The following is a 19,783-nucleotide window of genomic DNA, read 5'->3' as shown; positions in this document are numbered from 1 at the left end:
TGTTAAGTAATTGATGAAAAAACGATAATAAATTGATACTGCTTGAGCGGGTTCGACCATCGCTTAGTGTTAATATGGGTTTTCAATACAGATATTATTTACTCGTCAGAGACAAACAGTACTTAAATTGTTTTGCAATCAATTCAGATACCATTACTGCTAACATTTGGTAGTAATCATTCATGCTATTGGACTTTACAATATTCATTTTTAAGTAGATAGTTAAGCTCTTTAAAAATTTCTGTATATCACAATCGATACATATAAACCTAAGGATAAGGTCAATAGGGATGTTCAATAAAAACAAAAACATAACACACACTTTAGTAATATTGTTTTCATTTATTTTTTTAACCAGTTGTTCATCGCCATTAACAAGCAAAAAAAGTTGGAATGACACTGTTACGTTAGTTTCTAGTGGCGTAGTCAGTATTCAAACTGACGTACCTGTAAGTTTCGATGGGAAGTGGAATAGTAGTGGTTATGGCACCGGCTTTATTGTCGATGCTGCACGAGGAATTATTTTAACCAATCGACATATAGTGACACCAGGGCCGGTTACTGCGAAAGCAATATTAATTAATAATGAAGAAATTGATTTAACACCTTTATATATTGATCCTGTTCATGATTTTGGCTTCTTTAGTTATGATCCTAGCCAAATAAAACACCTACAACCACATCAATTTAAGCTAAGTAATAGTAATCCAAAAATTGGTCAAGAAATTCGCATTATTGGCAATGACGCAGGACAAAAAATATCTATTTTAGATGGTACTATTGCTAGACTTGATCGTGACGCACCAGTGTACGGTCTTGGAAGGTATAACGATTTTAATACTTTCTATATTCAAGCAGCTACGGCTTCAACTGGTGGTTCTTCAGGCTCTCCTGTCATCAATATACATGGTGAAGTTGTTGCCCTCAACGCTGGCAGTCAAACCAAATCAGCTCATGCCTTTTATCTACCTTTAGAAAAAGTCAAAATAGCATTAAAAAAATTACAGACTAACGAAATAATTTCTCGAGGCTCTATACAAACAACCTTTCACGCTAAGCCATATGCTGAATTAAAAAGGCTAGGGTTAGGTGATGATTTAGAAGCAAAGTATCGCAATCAATTTCCAGAATTACCGGGTCTATTAGTCGTTAAATCAATAATCCCTGAAAGCTCTGCAGCAAGCTCTCTTGAAGTAGGCGATATTTTATTATCTATCAATGAGCAATCTCTTGCCGATTTTTCAGCACTCGAAAACAGCTTAAATAGCCATGTAAATAAGACTATTAACCTGTCTGTTTTAAGGCGCGGAGAAGTATTATCAACTTCGATAATTGTTGATGATTTAGATATGATGATGCCTTTATCATTTTTAAAATTTGACGGCGGAATTTTTCATAATTTGTCATATCAGCAAGCTAGGCATTTTAACAAACCAATAAAAGGAGTTTACGTTGCGGTTTCAGCGGGGAGTTTCTCGAATGCAGGCGTACCTAATAAAAGTTTAATAACCGAATTTAATGGCGTACACGTTGATACAGTAGAAGAGTTTGACAAACAACTAAGCCGCATTATAAATGGAACTAAGGTTCACCTTCGATACTTTAGCCTTAACGATCCCAATACTAGCAATTATGCTCTAGTTGAAATTAATAGAACATGGTTTGAACATAGCTATTGTCATAAAGATCCTCTTTTAGGTTACTGGCCATGTAGTCAATCGTCAAAGATACCAGAGGCGGTAGAGCTTGACGAGAGTATAAATCATGATTCAATGGTTATAAGCACTAAACCAGAACATGCGTTAGTTGAAGTGAACTTTTCCAGTCCTTATTCTATTCAAGGTCGAAGTGGAAAGAATTCAGCAAGTGGTACAGGCGTTATTGTTGATAGAGAAAAAGGCTGGGTTGTCGTCCCTCGAAGTGTAGTGTTTAGCTCGTTAGGAGACGTTAAATTAATATTTAATAACCGTATAGAAGTTAAAGGCAAAGTTGAATATATACATCCGTTGCATAATTTATCTTTAGTCTCATATGCACCTTCATCGGTTTCTCATCTAGCGGTTGCTGAAATAATCTTAAGTAAACAGGCAATTAAACCGGGAGACCCAATAAGACAGATAGGTCTGAATTATGAAGGCGTAATCGAATATCGTGATACCAATGTTGATACTAATGATGAACTTTGGCTTAAGCAGTTTAACGTGCCACAGTTTATTGAAAAAAATATAGATACAATTAATCTTGTTAATCCTAACTATTCAATAGACGGAATTTTAATTAACGAAGCTGAAGAAGTGGTTGCGTTATGGACTATCTTTGAAGAAAGTAACGGCAATGATGTTAATACAATTTTGACTGGAATTTCTGCTGAGTATATTGAAGAGATAATGCTATTGAATGAGGGGCGAAAACCAATTTATTCTATTGATTTAAACTTAACGAAAATTGCCCCCGTTAACGCATTGCAAATGGGGTTACCAGAGGAATGGTTAAATAAAATTGCGCACCAAAACCCACAAACAGATAAATTACTTGCCGTTTACAATGTGGCAGAAAGTTCAAAGAGTGCTGAATTATTTAAACGAGGGGATCTTTTATTAGCTATTAATGACACCCCTGTATCTTCTTTTAGACAAGTAGAATTATTAACGCAATCACCTGAAGTAGAGGTAACTTATTTAAGTGAAGGTAAAATTCATTCTAAGAGATTAACAACAACGTTGTTAAATGGCCAAGATATAGAGCAAGTGTTTTATTGGTCAGGTTTATATCTTCACGCACCACATCGTGCCGCGCAGCAACAAGGTAATGTTAGTGACGACGGTGTATATGTAGCCAGCTATAGTTACGGTTCACCAGCGACACGTTATGGGCTATACGCTATGCAGCGTATTGTAGAAATTGACGGAAAATCAATCGAAACAACAGATGATTTTGTAGAGGCAGTAAAAGGAAAAAAACACCAGTCTTCAGTCTTAGTTAAAACGTTAGACTTTAAAAATAATTCTAAGGTAATTACCTTGCGAGTTGATAATAATTACTGGCCATTTTATGAAATCAAATACACTGATGGAGAATGGGAAAAAATAGACCATTTATTACGTCACTAATCCTCTCCCAAGTTAATTGTATATTGAGCGAGTTTTTCGTTTGAAGCAGGGGCATGATCTGAACTAACAAGTATGCCCTGCGAATGTTTAACTGAACTTTGGCTACACTATGGATTCTTTGATTGCTTTTGCGGATGATGTTTTTTCATGTATAAACTAATATTTCGATAGGTATCCACCCAGTAAATATCTTTATTCTTGGCTAGATAACCTAATAGTTCTTGATGGGCTTTTGTCGAAACAGATAAGTGATCGCCACCAATTCCGTGGAAGGTAAAATTTGCAATTGTGCCGTGTTTGGCAGCTTGCTTTGCATAAGCAATAAGTTCGGCTCCTGAATTGCCGTTAGGTGCCCATACCGGCGCATCCATGACATCAAATGCATTGATATTCTCAGGGACGTTACCAACCTGAGATTTAATACCAACAAAAATATTTCTCAGTGCGTGCACGTAATTTTTATGTTCTACCAGCTGATCTGTACAGGGTACAGTAAACGTTCTGATAGTTTCCCCATCAATGGCCTTTAAAAAGCTATTAGCTGTTTTAATTTCTTGGATTATCTCTTCATAGGTTTTGTTATCAAGGTCGTTGTGAACAGACACCCAATCTCTGCCAGGTAACGAGCCACTACAGGCATGATTAATTGAATGATTACCGAGTTCGTGTCCTTGCTGGGCAGCATTTCGCCATTCTTCTAATCGTTCATCGACTGCAGGTGAGTTAAGGGTTAAATAAAATGAGCCTTTTAAGTTCAAGCGATTAAGCGCAGGAAGCGCATTATCTAATTGGCTGTTTAAGGCATCATCATAAGAAAGGCTTATGGCTGCTTTGGCATTGTTAGGCCAAATAAATTGCTCCGTAGCCAATGTGGGTAATGCCATTGCAGAAGCAACAAACATTAAAACCCACAACTTAGAGCTATTTATTGGCATCATTTAAATTTAATCGCCAGAATTGCAATACTGCTTAATAAAAGCTTGATGATTTGGCAACTGACCTACAGTACCTTTAATGTTGGTTTTTATATGATCTAAAAAGCGAACTAATTCATCATCACTCATATTATCTACAATAGGGTGGTAACTTTCAGGTATTAAACCTTGACCAATCATCACCTGCATCCATGAATCATCAAACAATTCATTGTTTTTACGAAATACTCGCCCTGTTTCTTTAAACAGTTCAATACGATGAGATAATCGCTCAGGGATCGGCATATTGCGACAATGACGCCAAAATTCTGTATCGCTTCGATTGTGCTGGCAATAATGTAAAATGATAAAGTCTCTGGTTGTTTCGGTATCAAACTTGGTTTGCAAATTAAATTCATCAATATCAGTTTGCTTAATTCCAGTGTGAGGAAACATCCGCATTAAACGTACAATTGATTGTTGAATAAGGTGAATGCTGGTGGACTCTAGAGGCTCTAAAAATCCACTTGAAAGGCCAACCGCAACACAGTTTTTGTTCCAATGTTTACGCCTTGTACCAGTTCGATACTTAATTACTCGTGGCTCGGTAATTTTTTCACCGACCAGGTTTTCTTCAAGAACAGCTTTGGCTTGTTCATCGCTGACAAATTTACTGCAATACACCATACCATTACCAACTCGGTGCTGTAATGGGATGCGCCACTGCCAACCAAAGTCATGAGCAATAGAGCGGGTATATGGAATTGGTTCAGCAACCGACTTAGTTTGCACTGCAATGGCAGAGTCACAAGGTAGCCAATGCGACCAGTCTTCAAAACCAGTGTGTAATGCCCCTTCAATTAACAATGCGCGCTGACCGGTACAGTCGATAAATAAATCACCTTCAACTACTTTGCCATTAGCTAGGCTTAAGGACTCAATAAAGCCTGTTTCATGATTTTGTTTTACTTGTTCTATTTTTCCTTCAACACGCGTAACGCCATGAGCTTCGCTCATTTTTCTAAGATATTGTCCATATCGTGTAGCATCAATGTGATAGGCATAGTTAAGGCCGTTATTTGGTAAGTGTGCAAATTTTTCGCTTACCGCGCTTACTTGCTCCAAGCAGTAATCACCAAAATCACTGGCGATACCTTGCTGGCGACCTTTTAGCCAAAAATGCTGAAAGCCAGCAGCCCAACAATCTTGACCGGTTACACCAAAGGCGTGCAAATAATCTTCATTTTTAGTGCGCCAATTTTCAAACTTAATACCTAACTTAAACGTGCCATGAGTTTCTTTTAAAAACTCGGCTTCATTAATGTTTAATAATTTATGAAAATATTGCAGCGTTGGTATCGTTGCTTCCCCAACACCTACGGTTGCGATTTCATCAGATTCTACCAGGGTAATATCAAGGTTCTTGCCCAGTAGCTTTGATAATGCTGCTGCGGCCATCCAACCAGCAGTTCCACCACCAGCAATGACAACTTTTTTAATTCTTTTATCTTGCACTGTATCACCTATGTTTACTGTTGTGATTAACGATTAAGTTTGTTTAATAGCATGGCTCGTATTTTTCTAGCAGCCATATCTGAATTTGAATCAAGAATACCAAGTTTATCTTCAGGGATATGATCTAAGGTATTTTCATCAACGTTAAAAATATAATGTTCAAACATTGCCTGCCAGGCAAGTTTTTGTTGCTCAGGTAAATCTTTAATGTTGAGCAAAGCATGATAAAGCGCATCCATACCTGCACCCATCTGTAAATTGGTTGTTTGCCACCAATAATTTATTAATATATTAAAATTATCTAGGCCTTCAACATGGTGCCACCACATACTGGGTAAAAACAAACAGTCGCCTGGTTCTAATTCAGCCACTTGCGCATTTGCCAATGCCTGTTCAAATTTTGGGAAACGTTCAAAGTCAGGTTCATAAAAATCTACTAAGCTAATCGCTTGCCCCGCAGGTGTATGGTCTAGCGGACCAATATATAAATTTTTAACTTCCTCTGGAGGAAATAAGGTAAAGCGTCTTTTGCCAGCTACACAGCAGGCAATGTTATTAGGCGTATCATGATGAGCAGCAATGCGAGAGCGATTACTTAACCAAATGCTCGCTAATGGCTTAAATTCACTTAACGCCGATAAGTCATTGTGCTCTCGAAAACTTGGCAACAACTTATTGATGTCAGTAGAGCCAACATATTTTGCTGCGGTTGGCTGCTGCACAGGTTGTAGCAGTTCGGTTAAGAAAGTATCCAAGGCAATGGTTTTGCGGTCAAAATTAAAACCTGATAAATCATCATTGTAAAATAAACGGCCATTATCCTTACTTTCACCAAAACCTGCTCCTACCGGCATCCCTTGGTAAAACTGTTGTAAGTAATTCACTGCTGATTCGTTTGATTCATTCGCAGCGCAAACAATTGGCCAGTGCTTTACCAGTCCTTTCAAAATAATAGGTTGTGTTGATGATAAAATGCTGGCAGGAATGTTATCAGCACTACAGCTTGATACCTGCTCAACTGGTTTTATCTGACTAAATATATCGCTGATAACAACTGCCTCATCAAAAGTTACTGTTTACTTTGCTTGTACTTTGTCTTGTTTCTTTTGGATTAATCCGCCGATATTAGACTGAGAGGCTATGACCATGTAAATAAGCATCAATAATCCAGACTTGTTTAATTTTTCAAGCTGTTCACCAGATAGTCCGGTTAGTTTTTCTTCATTGATGGTATGAAAGCCTGCTAAACGATGATTTGAGCCATCTTGTAATTGAATATCTAAATTAAAAGGTTCAATAAGGTCTAGCTCTGAAAGGGTATTGAAAAACAAGTCGGTAGACTCTTTACTGTCATGCAGTGCTTTCAGGGTAGTACTTATTTTATTGATGTATTCACTATTACCGCCATGCGATAAGAAAATTTCCTCACCCTGGTCTTTACTTACTCTTGGGCTATCCAGGTCAATATGAATGACAGGGTTTTCTGTGCTTTCGCCATTTTCAACGACGGTTTGTTTACCGATTAAAAAAGGCTCCCTTTCGATCATTAATGGAATATAGCTGGCATTCCATTTGTTTTCTTCAAGATAAAGGTTCTCTTTGTCTTCAAACCCAAATAACGCCAATGCGGTATAAACATTTGTAGATTGATCTTTATAGAAAAAAATAGGGTAATCAGCTTGTGCATGTTTAAACTCAAATGGGTATATAGCTGAGTACATTTTATTATTGCCGTACAGCTCTGATTTCTCGGTAATAATTTTTAGATCTTGGTGATCTATATTATTTAATAACACGTGATTTGCCATGGGAACTCCTGTTTTTTATAATTTTAATTAGCACACTTTTTATTCATTTGTTGATGAATAATATGGTCAATTAATTCACGATTTGTCGGTAAGCCTGCCAAATACTTTTGGCATAACTGTTGGTTTTCAGTGATAAGTTTTTCACTAAGCAATTGGTTATCAATTCGCCTTGATGTTGCTCTAACTTGGGTTTTAAATCCCATACCATAAAGGATGTATTGATAGCTGGCAGCCGGAAAGATTTCTTCAATTTCGGTAAAGTCATTATACGTTGGCTCTTGGTATTGCCATAAAGCCAACAGTTGCTGTAAACGATCAGGTATGGTGTTTGTAGCTTTGTTGTCTTGCCAGTATTTTGCGCTGCGATTGCTAAGCACATAATGCAGCTTTAAAAATTCAATGATACGTTGCCAGCGATAATGAAAACGACGATTAAATCGCTCGGCAGTAATTGGCATGATTGATTGCTCTGCGGGCAGCTCTTTTGCAATCATTTTGGCGGATAATTCTACCAATGCCAGTGCAGATGCTTCCAGTGGCTCAAGAAAGCCTGATGCCATGCCAACAGCCACACAGTTTTTGTGCCAAAACTTCTCTCTATAACCAGGGATAAAAGACAGCTTTCTAATATTTGCTTCTTTTATTATATTTTGTGGCAGTGTGTTAGATAAATAAGCACGAAGCTGTGCTTCTGCACCGTCATCAGTCATATAGTCACTGGCATAAACACAGCCTACACCACGACGAGTTGGCAGGCCTATATCCCAAATCCAGCCAGCATCGTGCGCTGTAGAAATAGTATGTGATGCAATTTTCTCATTCGCATTAGCATAGGGGACTTGTACAGCTAGTGCGGTGTCATTAAACAGCACGTCTTTTTTGTTGATAAAAGGTATTTTGTAATGTTGCGCTAATAAAATAGCCGAGCTTCCTGAGCAATCAACAAATAACTCAGCACTTAAATTGCCATGTTGTTTGGTGCTAATAGACTGGATATTGTCATCAATGTTGCCATTCACGCCAGTAACATGGTCCTTGATATGCTTCACTTTGAGTTTTTCAGTACAGTGTTTTTGCAGCAGTTGTGCAAATTTTGCAGCATTTAGGTGATAAGCATAATTAGCAACCGCGGCAAATTCAGGTGTTTGTTTTTGCTTAGGTGCACAGCCATAGTCACATAAATGCGGTTGAAAGCTAACCGTATGAGCAAAAGAAGTTGAGGTTTTTGATTGTTGCCAATGTTTGGTTAAGTTTGATTGACCAAAACCGTGTGGTGCTAAAAATGGATGATAATAACTATTAGCAGATGTATCGTCACACCAGCCAACAAATTGTGAGCCTTGTTTAAAGGACACGTCGCAACAGCTGATAAAATCATTTTCAGAAATACCGATAGATTGGATGGTATCTCTCATTGTTGGCCAGGTACCTTCTCCAACTCCGATAGGTTTAAGATCAGGTGATTCGATCAAGGTGATATCTAAACCATCATCGCGATGTGCATTGTGCTCAGCAGCAATTATGCCTGCTGTTAACCAACCAGCAGTTCCACCACCAACAATTACAACTTTTTTAAGGGGGTTGTTCATATCAATACCATTAATTAGACCAAAAACTTAATTAACGTTTTGTTTTTATTTATAACTTTCTAGATATTAACTACTATCTTTTAGTTGAGCTTGTAAGTAAAGATAATACTAATGTGAATAAATATTTATTAGAAAAAATAGCTATTCATATGAGTATAAAAGCCGCTGCAAGCAGCGGCTTTGTTAGTTGATATATGTTAAATATTAAAACTTATATCGCATACCAATATTATAACGAGGTCCTGATTGCTCGATGTTCTTAACCATTAACTGATGGCGACCATAACTGCGAGTGATCTCATCTGTTAAGTTAATACCTTCAGCAAATACAGCAAGGTTTTCGTTAAATTCGTAGCTAATGTTTGCATCTAGTTGACCGTAATCTTCTACATACACAGGGTTTAGACCTTGACCATCATGAGTTCCTTGTAGGAAGTCATCGCGCCAGTTGTAAGCAACACGAACTTGGAAACCATATTTTTCATAGAAGGCAACAATATTGTATGAATCACTTACGCCAAGTAACGGCGTAACTTGATTTCCTGAGAAATCACCATCATCATATTCTATATCACTATCTACAACGGTAAGGTTGGCCATAGCACCAAAACCTGTATCACCAAAGAAATGCTGTATAGCAAACTCGAAACCGTCTACTTTATTGCTACCTTGGTTAACCGGCTGAGTAAAATCAACATCTAAGATGCCGTTTTCTGTTGGATGACCCCAAATTTGAGTCATTGCTCCACCTGCAGCTGGAATGATGTACTGATCACCTGGGTTTGACGCTTCTATATTCTCACGAATTGCTTCACTATTAGATGGATCACCACCTGTAGCAGCAACAGCAGCATCAAAACGCGCACCTGAGGCCGGGTCAGTTACATTATAAGGTGACTCATTGATTATTTTATTACCAACAACTTGGTCAACATCTTTTTGGAAGTAACCTAAAGATACATAACTAGCTTCACCGTAGTAGTATTCAAGTGAAAGGTCGATATTCTCTGATTCAACAGGTAGTAATCCTGGATTACCACGAGAACCCGTAGCACCACCATTTCGAACTTCATTTAAACGGCTACCCGCAGTTAAATTACCGTACGCAGGACGAGTAATTGTTTCACTGTATGAAGCTCTTACAATAACGTCTTCTAAAGGCTCAATGTTAAAATCTATGTTAGGAAGAACATAGTCGTAATCGCCTTCGCCAGTAAAGAATACTGCATTATCTGCACGTACAATTTCAAACTCGTTAGTAGATACCCAACCTAAGTTAATTACATCTGGTAAAAGAGTGGTTGAAGTAACATCAGTTTGCTCATAACGAATACCTATGGTTAATGCCGCAGGCATTTCACCAATTTCAAACGCTAAATTAGCTTGTAAATATGCGCTTGTTGATTCTTCTTCTGTACGTCTGTCAGTTGTATATTCAGTTGGAGCACAAATGGTTGAACCACATGGCCATGCTTGTGGATCGTTTGGATCTGAATATAAATCACCAACTAAATCAGCAATCGTTTTAAAATCAACAGCCCAAAACTCATTGATCATATTTGATTTATCACCTGGCATGTTATCAAAGCGATCTTTCATTGTATCTTTGCTATCAAGTAACATTTGATCGTCAATATCGTCTGCCGAACCAGTACCACCCCAGTTAGGACGTTCTGCATTAGCGAATGCGTTGCGGTTCTCTACTTTGTTAAAGCCAACACCAAAGTCGATACTTTCAACAATGCCATCATCAAATACATACGTACCATCTAATTGAACTTGTTCAATTTCTGATTTCATGTAGCTGTTTCTGAAACTTGTACCGGTAGTTCTAACGTCATCTGGCGTTAAACCGTTTACACCGTCAGGGAATACAACTTCTACAACAGGGAAATCTGAAGTGAAATCTACTTTTGTTTCTGCACGAGTCCAAGTCGCCATTTGAATAGTATTACTGTTACCATAAATACTGTCAGGCTTTGCTTCTGCTGATGAACTATGAAAATCAAGGGCAAAAGATAAGTTGTCATTTACCAAGTATTCTAAATTTAAACCTATAGAATCATTTTCATTAACTTTTGCACTTTGCTCTACTTGGCTTACTAAATCTGAAGGGCCATCAATATCATGGATCATCATAGGTGCAGAAACGTTATCGCCATCTGGATCAGTCCACTCTGAACCGCCAGCATAGTTTAAGCTCATCCACACAGAGTGAATGTTTTGATTTAACTCTTCTTCTAATTTTGAGTAGGTATAATCAAGTGTTGCTGTTAAGTTTTCAACAGGGCGATATTGAAAGGTTAATTGACCATTGGTACGTGTACGGTCTACTTCACTGAAACCATATAATACGTTATGAGGAACAGCGTATGTTACGCCATCAGCTGGTACATTAACGTTATTTGGGCCTTCACCAACTGAACCCCAGTCACCAACGCCACCTGTTTGTGGGCGCCAGCCGTTATCAACACCAGCACGTGCTGAACCACTTTGGCGGTTTTGGTATGAACCTGTAATTGCAACACCAAATTTACCATCTGCAAATGTGTCACTATATAAACCTGATAATTCAGGAGTTAAGCTATCACCATCTTCACTTGATGTATCATGCACACCTTTAACGCTAACTGCTGCTTGTTTACCAGCATTTAATGGCTTTATTGTTACCAAGTTAATCGTAGAACCGATACCACCTGTTGCAACGTCTGCTCGGCCTGTTTTATATACTTCAACAGCGCTCACACCTTCAGATGCTAAGTTACCAAAGTCGAATGAACGAGAATCAGAAGCACTAGTATCATTGATGTTCGCGGTTGGCATTTGACGGCCATTTAGCGTTACCAAGTTATAGTCAGGACCAAAACCACGAACGGTTACTTTGCTACCTTCACCATTATCACGGTCAATTGATACACCTGAAATACGTTGCAGAGATTCGGCTAAGTTAGTATCTGGAAACTTACCTATATCTTCTGCTGAAATTGCATCTACAACACCTCTTGAAGAGCGTTTAATGTCAACCGACTTCGTCAAACTGCCGCGAATACCGGTAACTTCAATTATTTCTACATCATCACCAGCGGTAACTTCTTCAGCCGCATAAGTGGTATTAATAACGGAAGCTCCTAATATTAACGACAAACTCGTTGCTAGTTTAGTTTTGTTAAATGTTCTTGTTTTCACTTTACTCTCCCCAGAGTGCTTATTTTATTTTTAGTGAATTTCTGTGTAACTAAATTTGTAAGCGCTTACATTTCTGTTTAAAAAAACAAGCTTAACAATTTGTAATTTTTTGTAAGCGCTTACATAAACTAATTTAATATTTTCATTCCGTCAACAGCTTTTAACAATTATTTTACTTTATTGTTTGGTGTTAATTATGGTGTCTTGCAAGTAAACTTAGATAAATCATGGTGTTGCAGCTAGGTTGTAGGGCGCACCTTAAAACATAGATAACTGTTATTTTGTTACGGTTTTGTTAGTCACGTGTTTATTTTGCGCGGGATGATTGGTTTGCTGATAGCCATATTTATTTCTTGTGCATTTTTTTACTTGAGTGATAAAACTGAAATATTTTTTAATAAAATATTGAGTTTTAAATTCAATTCATTCATATTGTGTAAGCGCTTACATTGTCGTAATGCAAAATTTAAAAATACTTTTTATTAAATTCAACGGCAACTATTACCGTGTAAATGAATTAATCAAATTAGAATAACGTACCTTAATATAAGGTATTCAAAGGCTACTTCTATGATCGTAAAAAATATTGCGCTGTCATTGGCTACAGTGTTGCTATTAGCTTGTGAAGCTGATGTACAAAAGTCTAAAGATAACTCGGAAGAACTCACAAGCTTGCAAGCTGCTGACACATCAAAAGCAACAAGATTAGCTTCTGTTGAACAAGATGTAGAGGAAGTGCTTACCCAGCTAACACTCCAAGAAAAAATATCTCTAATCCATGCCAGTGGTAAATTCCATGTCAATGCAATTGACCGAGTTGGGATTAAAGAAATGTGGCTTTCTGACGGGCCACATGGTGTAAGACATCAAATACAACGGGATTCATGGAGCTCAGCTGGCTGGACAGATGATCATGCAACGTACCTTCCGCACCTTACTTCGGTTGCCGCAAGTTGGGATCGAAATATCGCAGCTTTACATGGCAACGTATTGGGCAGCGAAGCCAGACATAGAGAGAAAGATTTGATCCTAGGGCCAGGAGTAAACCTTGCTCGCTTGCCATTATATGGTCGTAACTTTGAATACATGGGCGAAGATCCAATGTTGGCTGCGAAACTTGTTGTTCCACAAATAAAAGCAATTCAGCAGCATGATGTTGCCGCCACTATTAAACACTATGCCCTAAATACACAAGAGTTAAACCGCATAGGTGTAAATGCTAAACCTGATGAACGCACTCTGCGAGAAGTATATTTACCTGCCTTTGAATATGCGGTGAAAGAAGCAAATGTATATTCTTTTATGGGCGCTTATAACGAATATTACGGCACAAATGCCAACCAAAGTAAGCATTTAGTTATGGATATTCTTAAAGGCGAGTGGGGCTTTAATGGCGTTTTACTTACCGATTGGAATGTCGACATTAACACTTTCGATGCTGCTATGAATGGTCTTGACCTTGAAATGGGCACTGATGTTGATAGTTACGATGACTATTTTTTAGCGAAACCTTTAGAGAAAATGATTGAATCTGGCAAGGTTCCCATGGCCGTTCTTGATGACAAGGTAAGGCGAGTATTAAGGTTACAGTTCTCTATAGGAATGTATGATGAAAATCGTGCAGAAGGAGAGCGTAATACCGAATCTCATCAAAATGCTGCGCTTAAAATCGCTGAAGAGGGCGTGATCTTATTAAAAAATGACTTAAATGTGTTGCCGCTTGAAAAGTCTACATTAAAAAATGTTCTGGTTCTTGGCCCAAATGCAAATAAAAAGCATGGACAGGGTGGAGGCTCTTCAGAAGTTAAATCATTATATGAAATTACCCCGTTGGCTGGACTACAAGCGGCACTGGGTGAAAATGTTAATATTCAGGTTATGCGGGCTAAAAGTAGTTCACTATCGCCAATTGCTAGTGATTACGTAGCAAGTAGACATTGGACAGGAACACCGGCTTGGAATATCTCTTCATTTGAAGATATTAATCGAGAAAAGCTTATCAGTGAATCGTGGATCGTTGATTCTAAATTTGATGCAAAGAGCAGTGCAAAACAGTACATCACAATGAAAGCAAAGATAAAGCCGTTGAAAACAGGAACGCATAATTTAAAAATTGCCGCGCAAGGTCAGTTTTCATTATTAATTGATGGTAAAGAAGTTATCCAATTAAACGGTGTTAATGACAAGGTAACTGAACAAGCAATACAGTTAACAGCAAAGCAAGAATATCAGTTTGAAATTAACTATGATGGCCAAAATAACTTTACCTTAGGTTGGGATGCCCCTGGGGATTTATTTACTGATGAGAGTGAATACCTTGCAGCTGCCAAGGCGGCTGATGCAGTCATTTATTTTGGTGGTTTATCACATGCGGACGATCGTGAATCTATTGATCGACTCGATATGAAACTACCAGGTAATCAAGATGAGGTGATATCAAAGCTTTTAGCTGCAAATGAAAACACTGTGGTTTTTTTAGTGGCTGGCTCAGCTGTTGAAATGCCATGGGTAGAACAAGCAAGTACAATAGTTTGGGGTTGGTATGGTGGTATGGAAGCCGGTAATGCATTTATGAATGTATTAACTGGCGTGGTAAACCCAAGTGGTAAATTACCAATTACCTTGCCAGTTAAGCTTGCTGATACTGCTCCTATCGCTTTGCAGGATTATAATGAAAAAGAGTCTCTATACAGCGAAGGTGTGTTTATTGGTTATCGATGGTTTGAACAGCAAAATATAAAGCCGCTATTTCCATTTGGTCATGGTATTTCCTATAGCAGTTTTGAATATTCTGATATTAAACTGAGTAATGAAACAATCAATTCAACTGACGTGTTAACGGTAACTGCCACTGTCAAAAATACATCAACGACAGCCGGTGCAGAAATCGTCCAGCTTTATTTGTCAGACAAAGAAGCGTCGGTTGCAAGACCTGCTAAAGAGTTGAAAGATTTTGCCAAGGTATTTCTAAAACCTGGTGAAGCTAAAACCGTAACAATGGAATTGGTAAATCGAGACTTGGCGTTTTGGGATGTTGAAACTAATGATTGGCTTGTTGAACAAGGCGAATTTGAAGTGCTTGTAGGTGCTTCTGTTGCAGATGTTCGTTTACGTAAGTCTTTCCAATACCAGCAGTAACTCGAACGTATGCATGGTTGATAAGTAATCGACCATGCATTATTTAAGAGTGCTACTAGAGCAGTTGCAATTGACCTTTAGCGGCATCAATATTCTGGTAATTTTTGCTGGCGAGTAGTTGTGCTAATTCATTTTTAATTCGGGTAAAGCAATTAACATCCTGTTCTTGATAACACGTTGCCACTTGTACTGCGTCAGCTCCTGCTAATAAATACTCAAATGCATCAGTGCCAGTGTAAACGCCACCTACACCAAAAATGCTTATCTCTTTGGGTAGTAGTTCTCTAAATGCATTTACGTTGGCTAATCCTATTGGTTTTATATAGCTACCGCATAAACCGCCAAATCCAGCTTTAGGCTTGATCACCGGGCTCTGTGTTTCAGGGTCAATCACTAAGGTATTGCCTATTGAATTAATCGAACTGATAAATTTAACCGGGTATTTTTTTAATATATTGGCGACTGTTTCAAAATGGTTAAAGTCAAAATAAGCCGGAAGTTTTATGCCAAGCGGTTTATCGCCGAGTTTAGTAATTGCCGCCAGTGCCTTGTCTGTTTGCTCAAAGTCATAACCCAACTGAGGCTTGCCTGGAACATTAGGGCAGGAAAAGTTTACTTCTAATAAGTCCGCAGCAGACTGTTGAAATGCACGAACCATTTCTACATTATCATTTATTGATAAGCCTGAAATGCTGGCAATTATAGGTTTGTTGTATTGAGTGAGTCGGGGCAATATTTCAAGATAAGCTTTATAACCTAAATTTGGTAAACCCATAGACTGAATTGAGCCTTGCGGTAAAGCTTTATAACGAGGCTCAGGATTCCCTTCACGAGCGACTAATGTGCAAGACTTTGTCATAATTGCCGCTGAATCAGATTGCCCTAAGTTGTGTAACTCTGTTTCTGTTGTACAACGTGGGCCAGAGGCGTTAAGGATATAACTATCGAAGTTAACATCAGCAATTTTAGTTGATAAATTGGGTTTATTAAGTGGTAGTTTTGTCATCGCTGGCCCGTTTATAAATCAGAAAAGTAAATTGATTTATTTTAACGCCGCTCGGGGGGAGTAATTGTGATCATCTGTAACCAAACAAATAAAATGAACTAATATTTGATTTAGATTAACGTTATTAGAAGATGGGGTGGTGCAGTATGAACACCAACCACCATCTTTTGGTTTTAGTTTAAAGGGCCTTGACTAATAACTTGGCAAATTCTATCGCATCAAGTTCTGCACCTTCCGCATCTATTTGCCAATCAACACCTACTAAAACACCATCTTCATTAAGGTCGCTTACCCATTCTTCTAAAAATTGCTCTAAATGAATGCTTGCTACTTTATAATCTTTCCATTCGTCACAACAAAATTGCTGAGCAGTTTCACTATTTGCCCAAACCGGCATAACATCGCTATTTTCAAAGTCGCTTGAGTCGCAAACGACCCAATCACCAGCTTCGTTTTGTAAGGCAAATAATTGCTCTTCTTCATTAACGGTATCAACAAATGTTGAAAAGTTTTGTGAGTTGTTAGTCATCTTAAATCCTAGTTGAACACTGCAATGGTATTATTTTACCTTAAAATGCTAAAGATTTGTTTTTAAATTAGGATAAGGAATATTTAGCGGTTTTCCTTTACTAGCTCGAGTGAGTTGCTACAGTTAAATCATGACGTTAAACATTAAGTACTAAAATGAATAAGACTATAGCTATTTTATTTTCTGTTATTTTAATCCCTGGCTGTATGGACACGTCTGCCTCTGATCCCGATATAGAAATGGCAGAATTAAAAGCAACTAACGAGTTAAAACCATGCTCGAAGGCTTGGATGGTTTTTGTTGAAGACCGATTAGTTTCCTCTGATGGGCAAGGGCACGGTCCTGACATCGGCTCAGATGAGTGGAAGTCAGTTATAGAATTTAAATTAAATGTAAGAGGGAACGCTGAAGTTCCTGATCGAAATAGTGCAGCTTGGTGTGACTATGTCGATGAAAAAATAAAAACAACAGGACAGGGTTAGGCTTTAAATGGCAAAATTTCAATTAAAACAACGGTTTTTATCGTTGTCTGAAAAGTTTGAAATAAAAAATGAACAAGAAGAAATCGTTTATTTTGTTGATGGTAAGTTTTTTAGTATTGGTAAAACCTTTCATTTAAAAGATTCAAATGCAACAGAGCTTGCTGAAATAAAACAGAAAGTGCTTAGTCTTCGGCCGACATTTTATATTAATTTTAAAAACGGCCAAAAAGCAAAAGTGGTTAAAACATTTTTACCACTCTTTAAAAGCCGCTTTGTGATCACTTTTGGGCAACGTGAAATTATTGCAACCGGGAATTTTTTATCTCATGAATATCAATTTACTGAAGCTGAAGTTCAAGTGGCTGAAGTAAGCAAAAAATGGTTTTCATTCAGCGATACATACGGGCTTAATGTTGACGCGGATGAGTTAAATGAGCTGGCTCTGTGTATATTGATTGTTATTGATGCCGTACATCATGGTAGCGATAATAACTCGTCATAAAAAATTCTAGCTAATGAAAGATAGTATTTAGTTTGGTATGCCTTGAATTCTGGCCTATTACCCATATAACCTAGTCATAACAAAATATTTTATTTAGGACAGTGTTCCGATGTCAGACAATACCATTGCTATTAGCCCTGAAAACTTCCAACAAGTTATTTTAGAAGAGTCAAAAACTAAGCTTATTTTAGTGCACTTTTGGGCCGACCAAATTCCTGAAAGTGTCGAATTAAGAGACAAGCTGGCTGGCCGGGTGGTTGGTGCAGAAAAGTTCATGACCTTAGCTACGGTAGATTGTGCTGCACAACAAGCTATCGCACAACAATTCGGTATCCAAGCATTGCCTACGTCAGTCATTGTTAAAGATGGTCAACCAATTGACGGAATTTCTGGACCTCAACCAGATCAAGCTATTGATGAATTTTTAGGTAAATATTTACCTAAACCTGAAGATTCACTGTTGGCACAAGGATTAGATTTATTACAGCAACAGCAAGTGAATGACGCCTTGTCACCACTACAGCAAGCTTTTGCAATTGACAGTGAACGTGCGGATATTAAAAAAGCGCTTGCTGATGTTTACTTACACCTTGGTAAAATAGCAGAAGCCGAAGAATTGCTATCAACAATTTTAATGGTTGAGCAAGACTCTTATTACCAATCGTTAATCGCCAAATTAGAGTTGGCTCAGGAAGCGAGTAACTCACCTGAAATACAAGCATTAGAGCAGCAGTTAGCAGCCAATCCCGATGATATCGAGTTAAGTCGCCAGCTAGCAGTGCAATACAGTCAAGTTAACCGTCATGAAGAAGCATTAAATTTACTTTATAAGCTGTTAGTCAAAGATGCTGGCGATAGTGAAAGCAAAAAATTGCTTCTCGATATACTTTCAGCCTTACCTGATGGCGATAAACTCGCCGCGCAATATCGTCGTAAACTTTTTGCAATGATGTATTAGAAACTAGCAAGCTTGAGGTTTGGCTAACTACCTGAGCTTATCAGCAAATAAGTACTCCAGTTTAGCCAACTTAGGTGCGATCATTATTTGACAATAGGGTTGGTAAGGGTTTTTATCGTAGTATTGCTGGTGGCCTTCATCAGCAATATAAAATTTTTGTTCTGGCTCTAACGTAGTCACAATAGCCGAATTATACTCGCCGCTGTCGGTTAATGATTGTATTTCTTGTTTAGCGTCTTTTAGCTGTTGCTCGTTTTGATAAAAAATAGCAGAACGATACTGAGTACCTCTATCATTACCTTGCTGATTCAACATGGTTGGATCATGCAAGGCAAAAAATACCTGTAAAATCTGTGTATAACTAATTGTATTTTGATCAAATGTTATAACAACTACCTCAGCGTGACCGCTGGTTCCACTGCATATTTGCTGGTAACTCGGGTTCTTTACTTTTCCACCCATATACCCTGATACGGCTGACGTAACACCTTTTAACCTCTGCATTGGTGCCTCAATACACCAAAAACAACCACCAGCAACAATTGCTTGCTGTAAGCTTTTTTTATCGTTCATAGAAAGCTAAATCTTAGTTTAAATCTATTTTAAGATTAGGTTTATTTCGTCAACCATACAAGCTAAGATTTACGACTTACAAATATAATAAAGACCTTAGCCTAGTTAACTTATGGATCAAAAAGCCTTACTCGATGCCATCAATCAAATCATGCCTTTTGGTAAATATGCCGGTAGAAAATTACTGCTGCTACCCGAGCCTTATCTAGTCTGGTTTCACTCTAAGGGATTTCCGCAAGGAAAATTAGGGGAACAGTTGGCATTGATTTATGAGGTTAAGCTTAACGGATTAGAATCGATGCTTATGCCACTGATAAGAGATTGATAAATTATTCTCATTTTCGTTTAAGATGGTTTAATAATCTTTTTTTCGATTAATTTATATATTCTTAATTTTATTTTTTGATTAAAAAATAATCGCTATTTTCACCTACAAAAAAGGAATGTGTTCTTGCTGAAAATTAACGTTATGT

Annotated in this window: 15 protein-coding genes; 6 read left to right on the top strand and 9 right to left on the bottom strand. The window is 37.9% G+C overall.

Annotation, left to right across the window (positions count from 1 at the left end; genetic code table 11):
* Nucleotides 1-290 precede the first annotated feature (290 nt).
* On the top strand, nt 291-3,110 hold the full coding sequence (locus tag RI845_RS14995; RefSeq protein WP_348386980.1) for a trypsin-like peptidase domain-containing protein: 2,820 nt from the start codon (nt 291-293) through the stop codon (nt 3,108-3,110).
* Between the two features lie 107 nt (nt 3,111-3,217).
* On the opposite strand, the gene RI845_RS14990 is transcribed toward RI845_RS14995, so the two are convergent.
* From RI845_RS14990 to RI845_RS14965, 6 genes are all read right to left on the bottom strand, one after another.
* The gene (locus RI845_RS14990; protein ID WP_348386979.1) at nt 3,218-4,048 is read right to left on the bottom strand and encodes a polysaccharide deacetylase family protein; all 831 of its coding nucleotides are present in this window, start codon (nt 4,046-4,048) and stop codon (nt 3,218-3,220) included.
* Nucleotides 4,049-4,054: 6 nt separating this feature from the next.
* Nucleotides 4,055-5,539 carry a tryptophan halogenase family protein gene (locus RI845_RS14985; protein ID WP_348386978.1) on the bottom strand — a complete coding sequence of 495 codons (1,485 nt, stop codon included), beginning with the start codon at nt 5,537-5,539 and terminating at the stop codon, nt 4,055-4,057.
* A 26-nt stretch (nt 5,540-5,565) separates the two neighbouring features.
* Nucleotides 5,566-6,567, bottom strand: a complete 1,002-nt coding sequence (locus RI845_RS14980) for a cupin-like domain-containing protein (RefSeq protein ID WP_405054131.1) — start codon at nt 6,565-6,567, stop codon at nt 5,566-5,568.
* A 48-nt stretch (nt 6,568-6,615) separates the two neighbouring features.
* Nucleotides 6,616-7,347: a SapC family protein gene (locus tag RI845_RS14975; protein WP_348386977.1), complete on the bottom strand. Its 732-nt coding sequence runs from the start codon at nt 7,345-7,347 to the stop codon at nt 6,616-6,618.
* A gap of 23 nt (nt 7,348-7,370) precedes the next feature.
* Nucleotides 7,371-8,936, bottom strand: a complete 1,566-nt coding sequence (locus tag RI845_RS14970) for a tryptophan halogenase family protein (RefSeq protein WP_348386976.1) — start codon at nt 8,934-8,936, stop codon at nt 7,371-7,373.
* A gap of 204 nt (nt 8,937-9,140) precedes the next feature.
* Nucleotides 9,141-12,122, bottom strand: coding sequence for a TonB-dependent receptor (locus tag RI845_RS14965; RefSeq protein ID WP_348386975.1), 2,982 nt, complete (start codon nt 12,120-12,122; stop codon nt 9,141-9,143).
* 570 nt (nt 12,123-12,692) lie between these two features.
* Here RI845_RS14965 and RI845_RS14960 point away from each other — a divergent pair.
* Nucleotides 12,693-15,260 (top strand): beta-glucosidase, encoded by a 2,568-nt coding sequence (locus RI845_RS14960; protein ID WP_348386974.1) that lies wholly within the window; start codon nt 12,693-12,695, stop codon nt 15,258-15,260.
* A gap of 55 nt (nt 15,261-15,315) precedes the next feature.
* On the opposite strand, the gene RI845_RS14955 is transcribed toward RI845_RS14960, so the two are convergent.
* Nucleotides 15,316-16,266, bottom strand: coding sequence for a dihydroorotate oxidase (locus tag RI845_RS14955; protein ID WP_348386973.1), 951 nt, complete (start codon nt 16,264-16,266; stop codon nt 15,316-15,318).
* Nucleotides 16,267-16,444: 178 nt separating this feature from the next.
* Entirely contained in the window at nt 16,445-16,795 is a 351-nt protein-coding gene (locus tag RI845_RS14950) for a DUF2750 domain-containing protein (protein WP_348386972.1), read from the bottom strand.
* A 155-nt stretch (nt 16,796-16,950) separates the two neighbouring features.
* Here RI845_RS14950 and RI845_RS14945 point away from each other — a divergent pair, with 155 nt between their 5' ends.
* The 3 genes from RI845_RS14945 to RI845_RS14935 all read left to right on the top strand — a co-directional run bounded on the left by RI845_RS14945 (nt 16,951) and on the right by RI845_RS14935 (nt 18,737).
* Nucleotides 16,951-17,277, top strand: coding sequence for a hypothetical protein (locus RI845_RS14945; RefSeq protein WP_348386971.1), 327 nt, complete (start codon nt 16,951-16,953; stop codon nt 17,275-17,277).
* A gap of 7 nt (nt 17,278-17,284) precedes the next feature.
* Nucleotides 17,285-17,779, top strand: a complete 495-nt coding sequence (locus RI845_RS14940) for an LURP-one-related/scramblase family protein (protein WP_348386970.1) — start codon at nt 17,285-17,287, stop codon at nt 17,777-17,779.
* Nucleotides 17,780-17,888: 109 nt separating this feature from the next.
* Nucleotides 17,889-18,737, top strand: a complete 849-nt coding sequence (locus RI845_RS14935; protein ID WP_348386969.1) for a tetratricopeptide repeat protein — start codon at nt 17,889-17,891, stop codon at nt 18,735-18,737.
* Between the two features lie 27 nt (nt 18,738-18,764).
* Here the strand turns inward: RI845_RS14935 and msrA are convergent, their stop codons facing one another.
* Nucleotides 18,765-19,310 carry a peptide-methionine (S)-S-oxide reductase MsrA gene (gene msrA, locus RI845_RS14930; protein WP_348386968.1) on the bottom strand — a complete coding sequence of 182 codons (546 nt, stop codon included), beginning with the start codon at nt 19,308-19,310 and terminating at the stop codon, nt 18,765-18,767.
* Nucleotides 19,311-19,422: 112 nt separating this feature from the next.
* Between msrA and RI845_RS14925 the strand changes: the two genes are divergently transcribed.
* Nucleotides 19,423-19,635, top strand: coding sequence for a DUF3820 family protein (locus RI845_RS14925; protein ID WP_348386967.1), 213 nt, complete (start codon nt 19,423-19,425; stop codon nt 19,633-19,635).
* Nucleotides 19,636-19,783: the final 148 nt, after the last annotated feature.

The sequence above is a fragment of the Thalassotalea nanhaiensis genome (assembly GCF_031583575.1).
GTDB lineage: Bacteria > Pseudomonadota > Gammaproteobacteria > Enterobacterales > Alteromonadaceae > Thalassotalea_A > Thalassotalea_A nanhaiensis.
The sequence above is the reverse complement of the archived record's forward strand: the minus strand, read 5'-3'. Positions and strand labels throughout refer to the sequence as shown.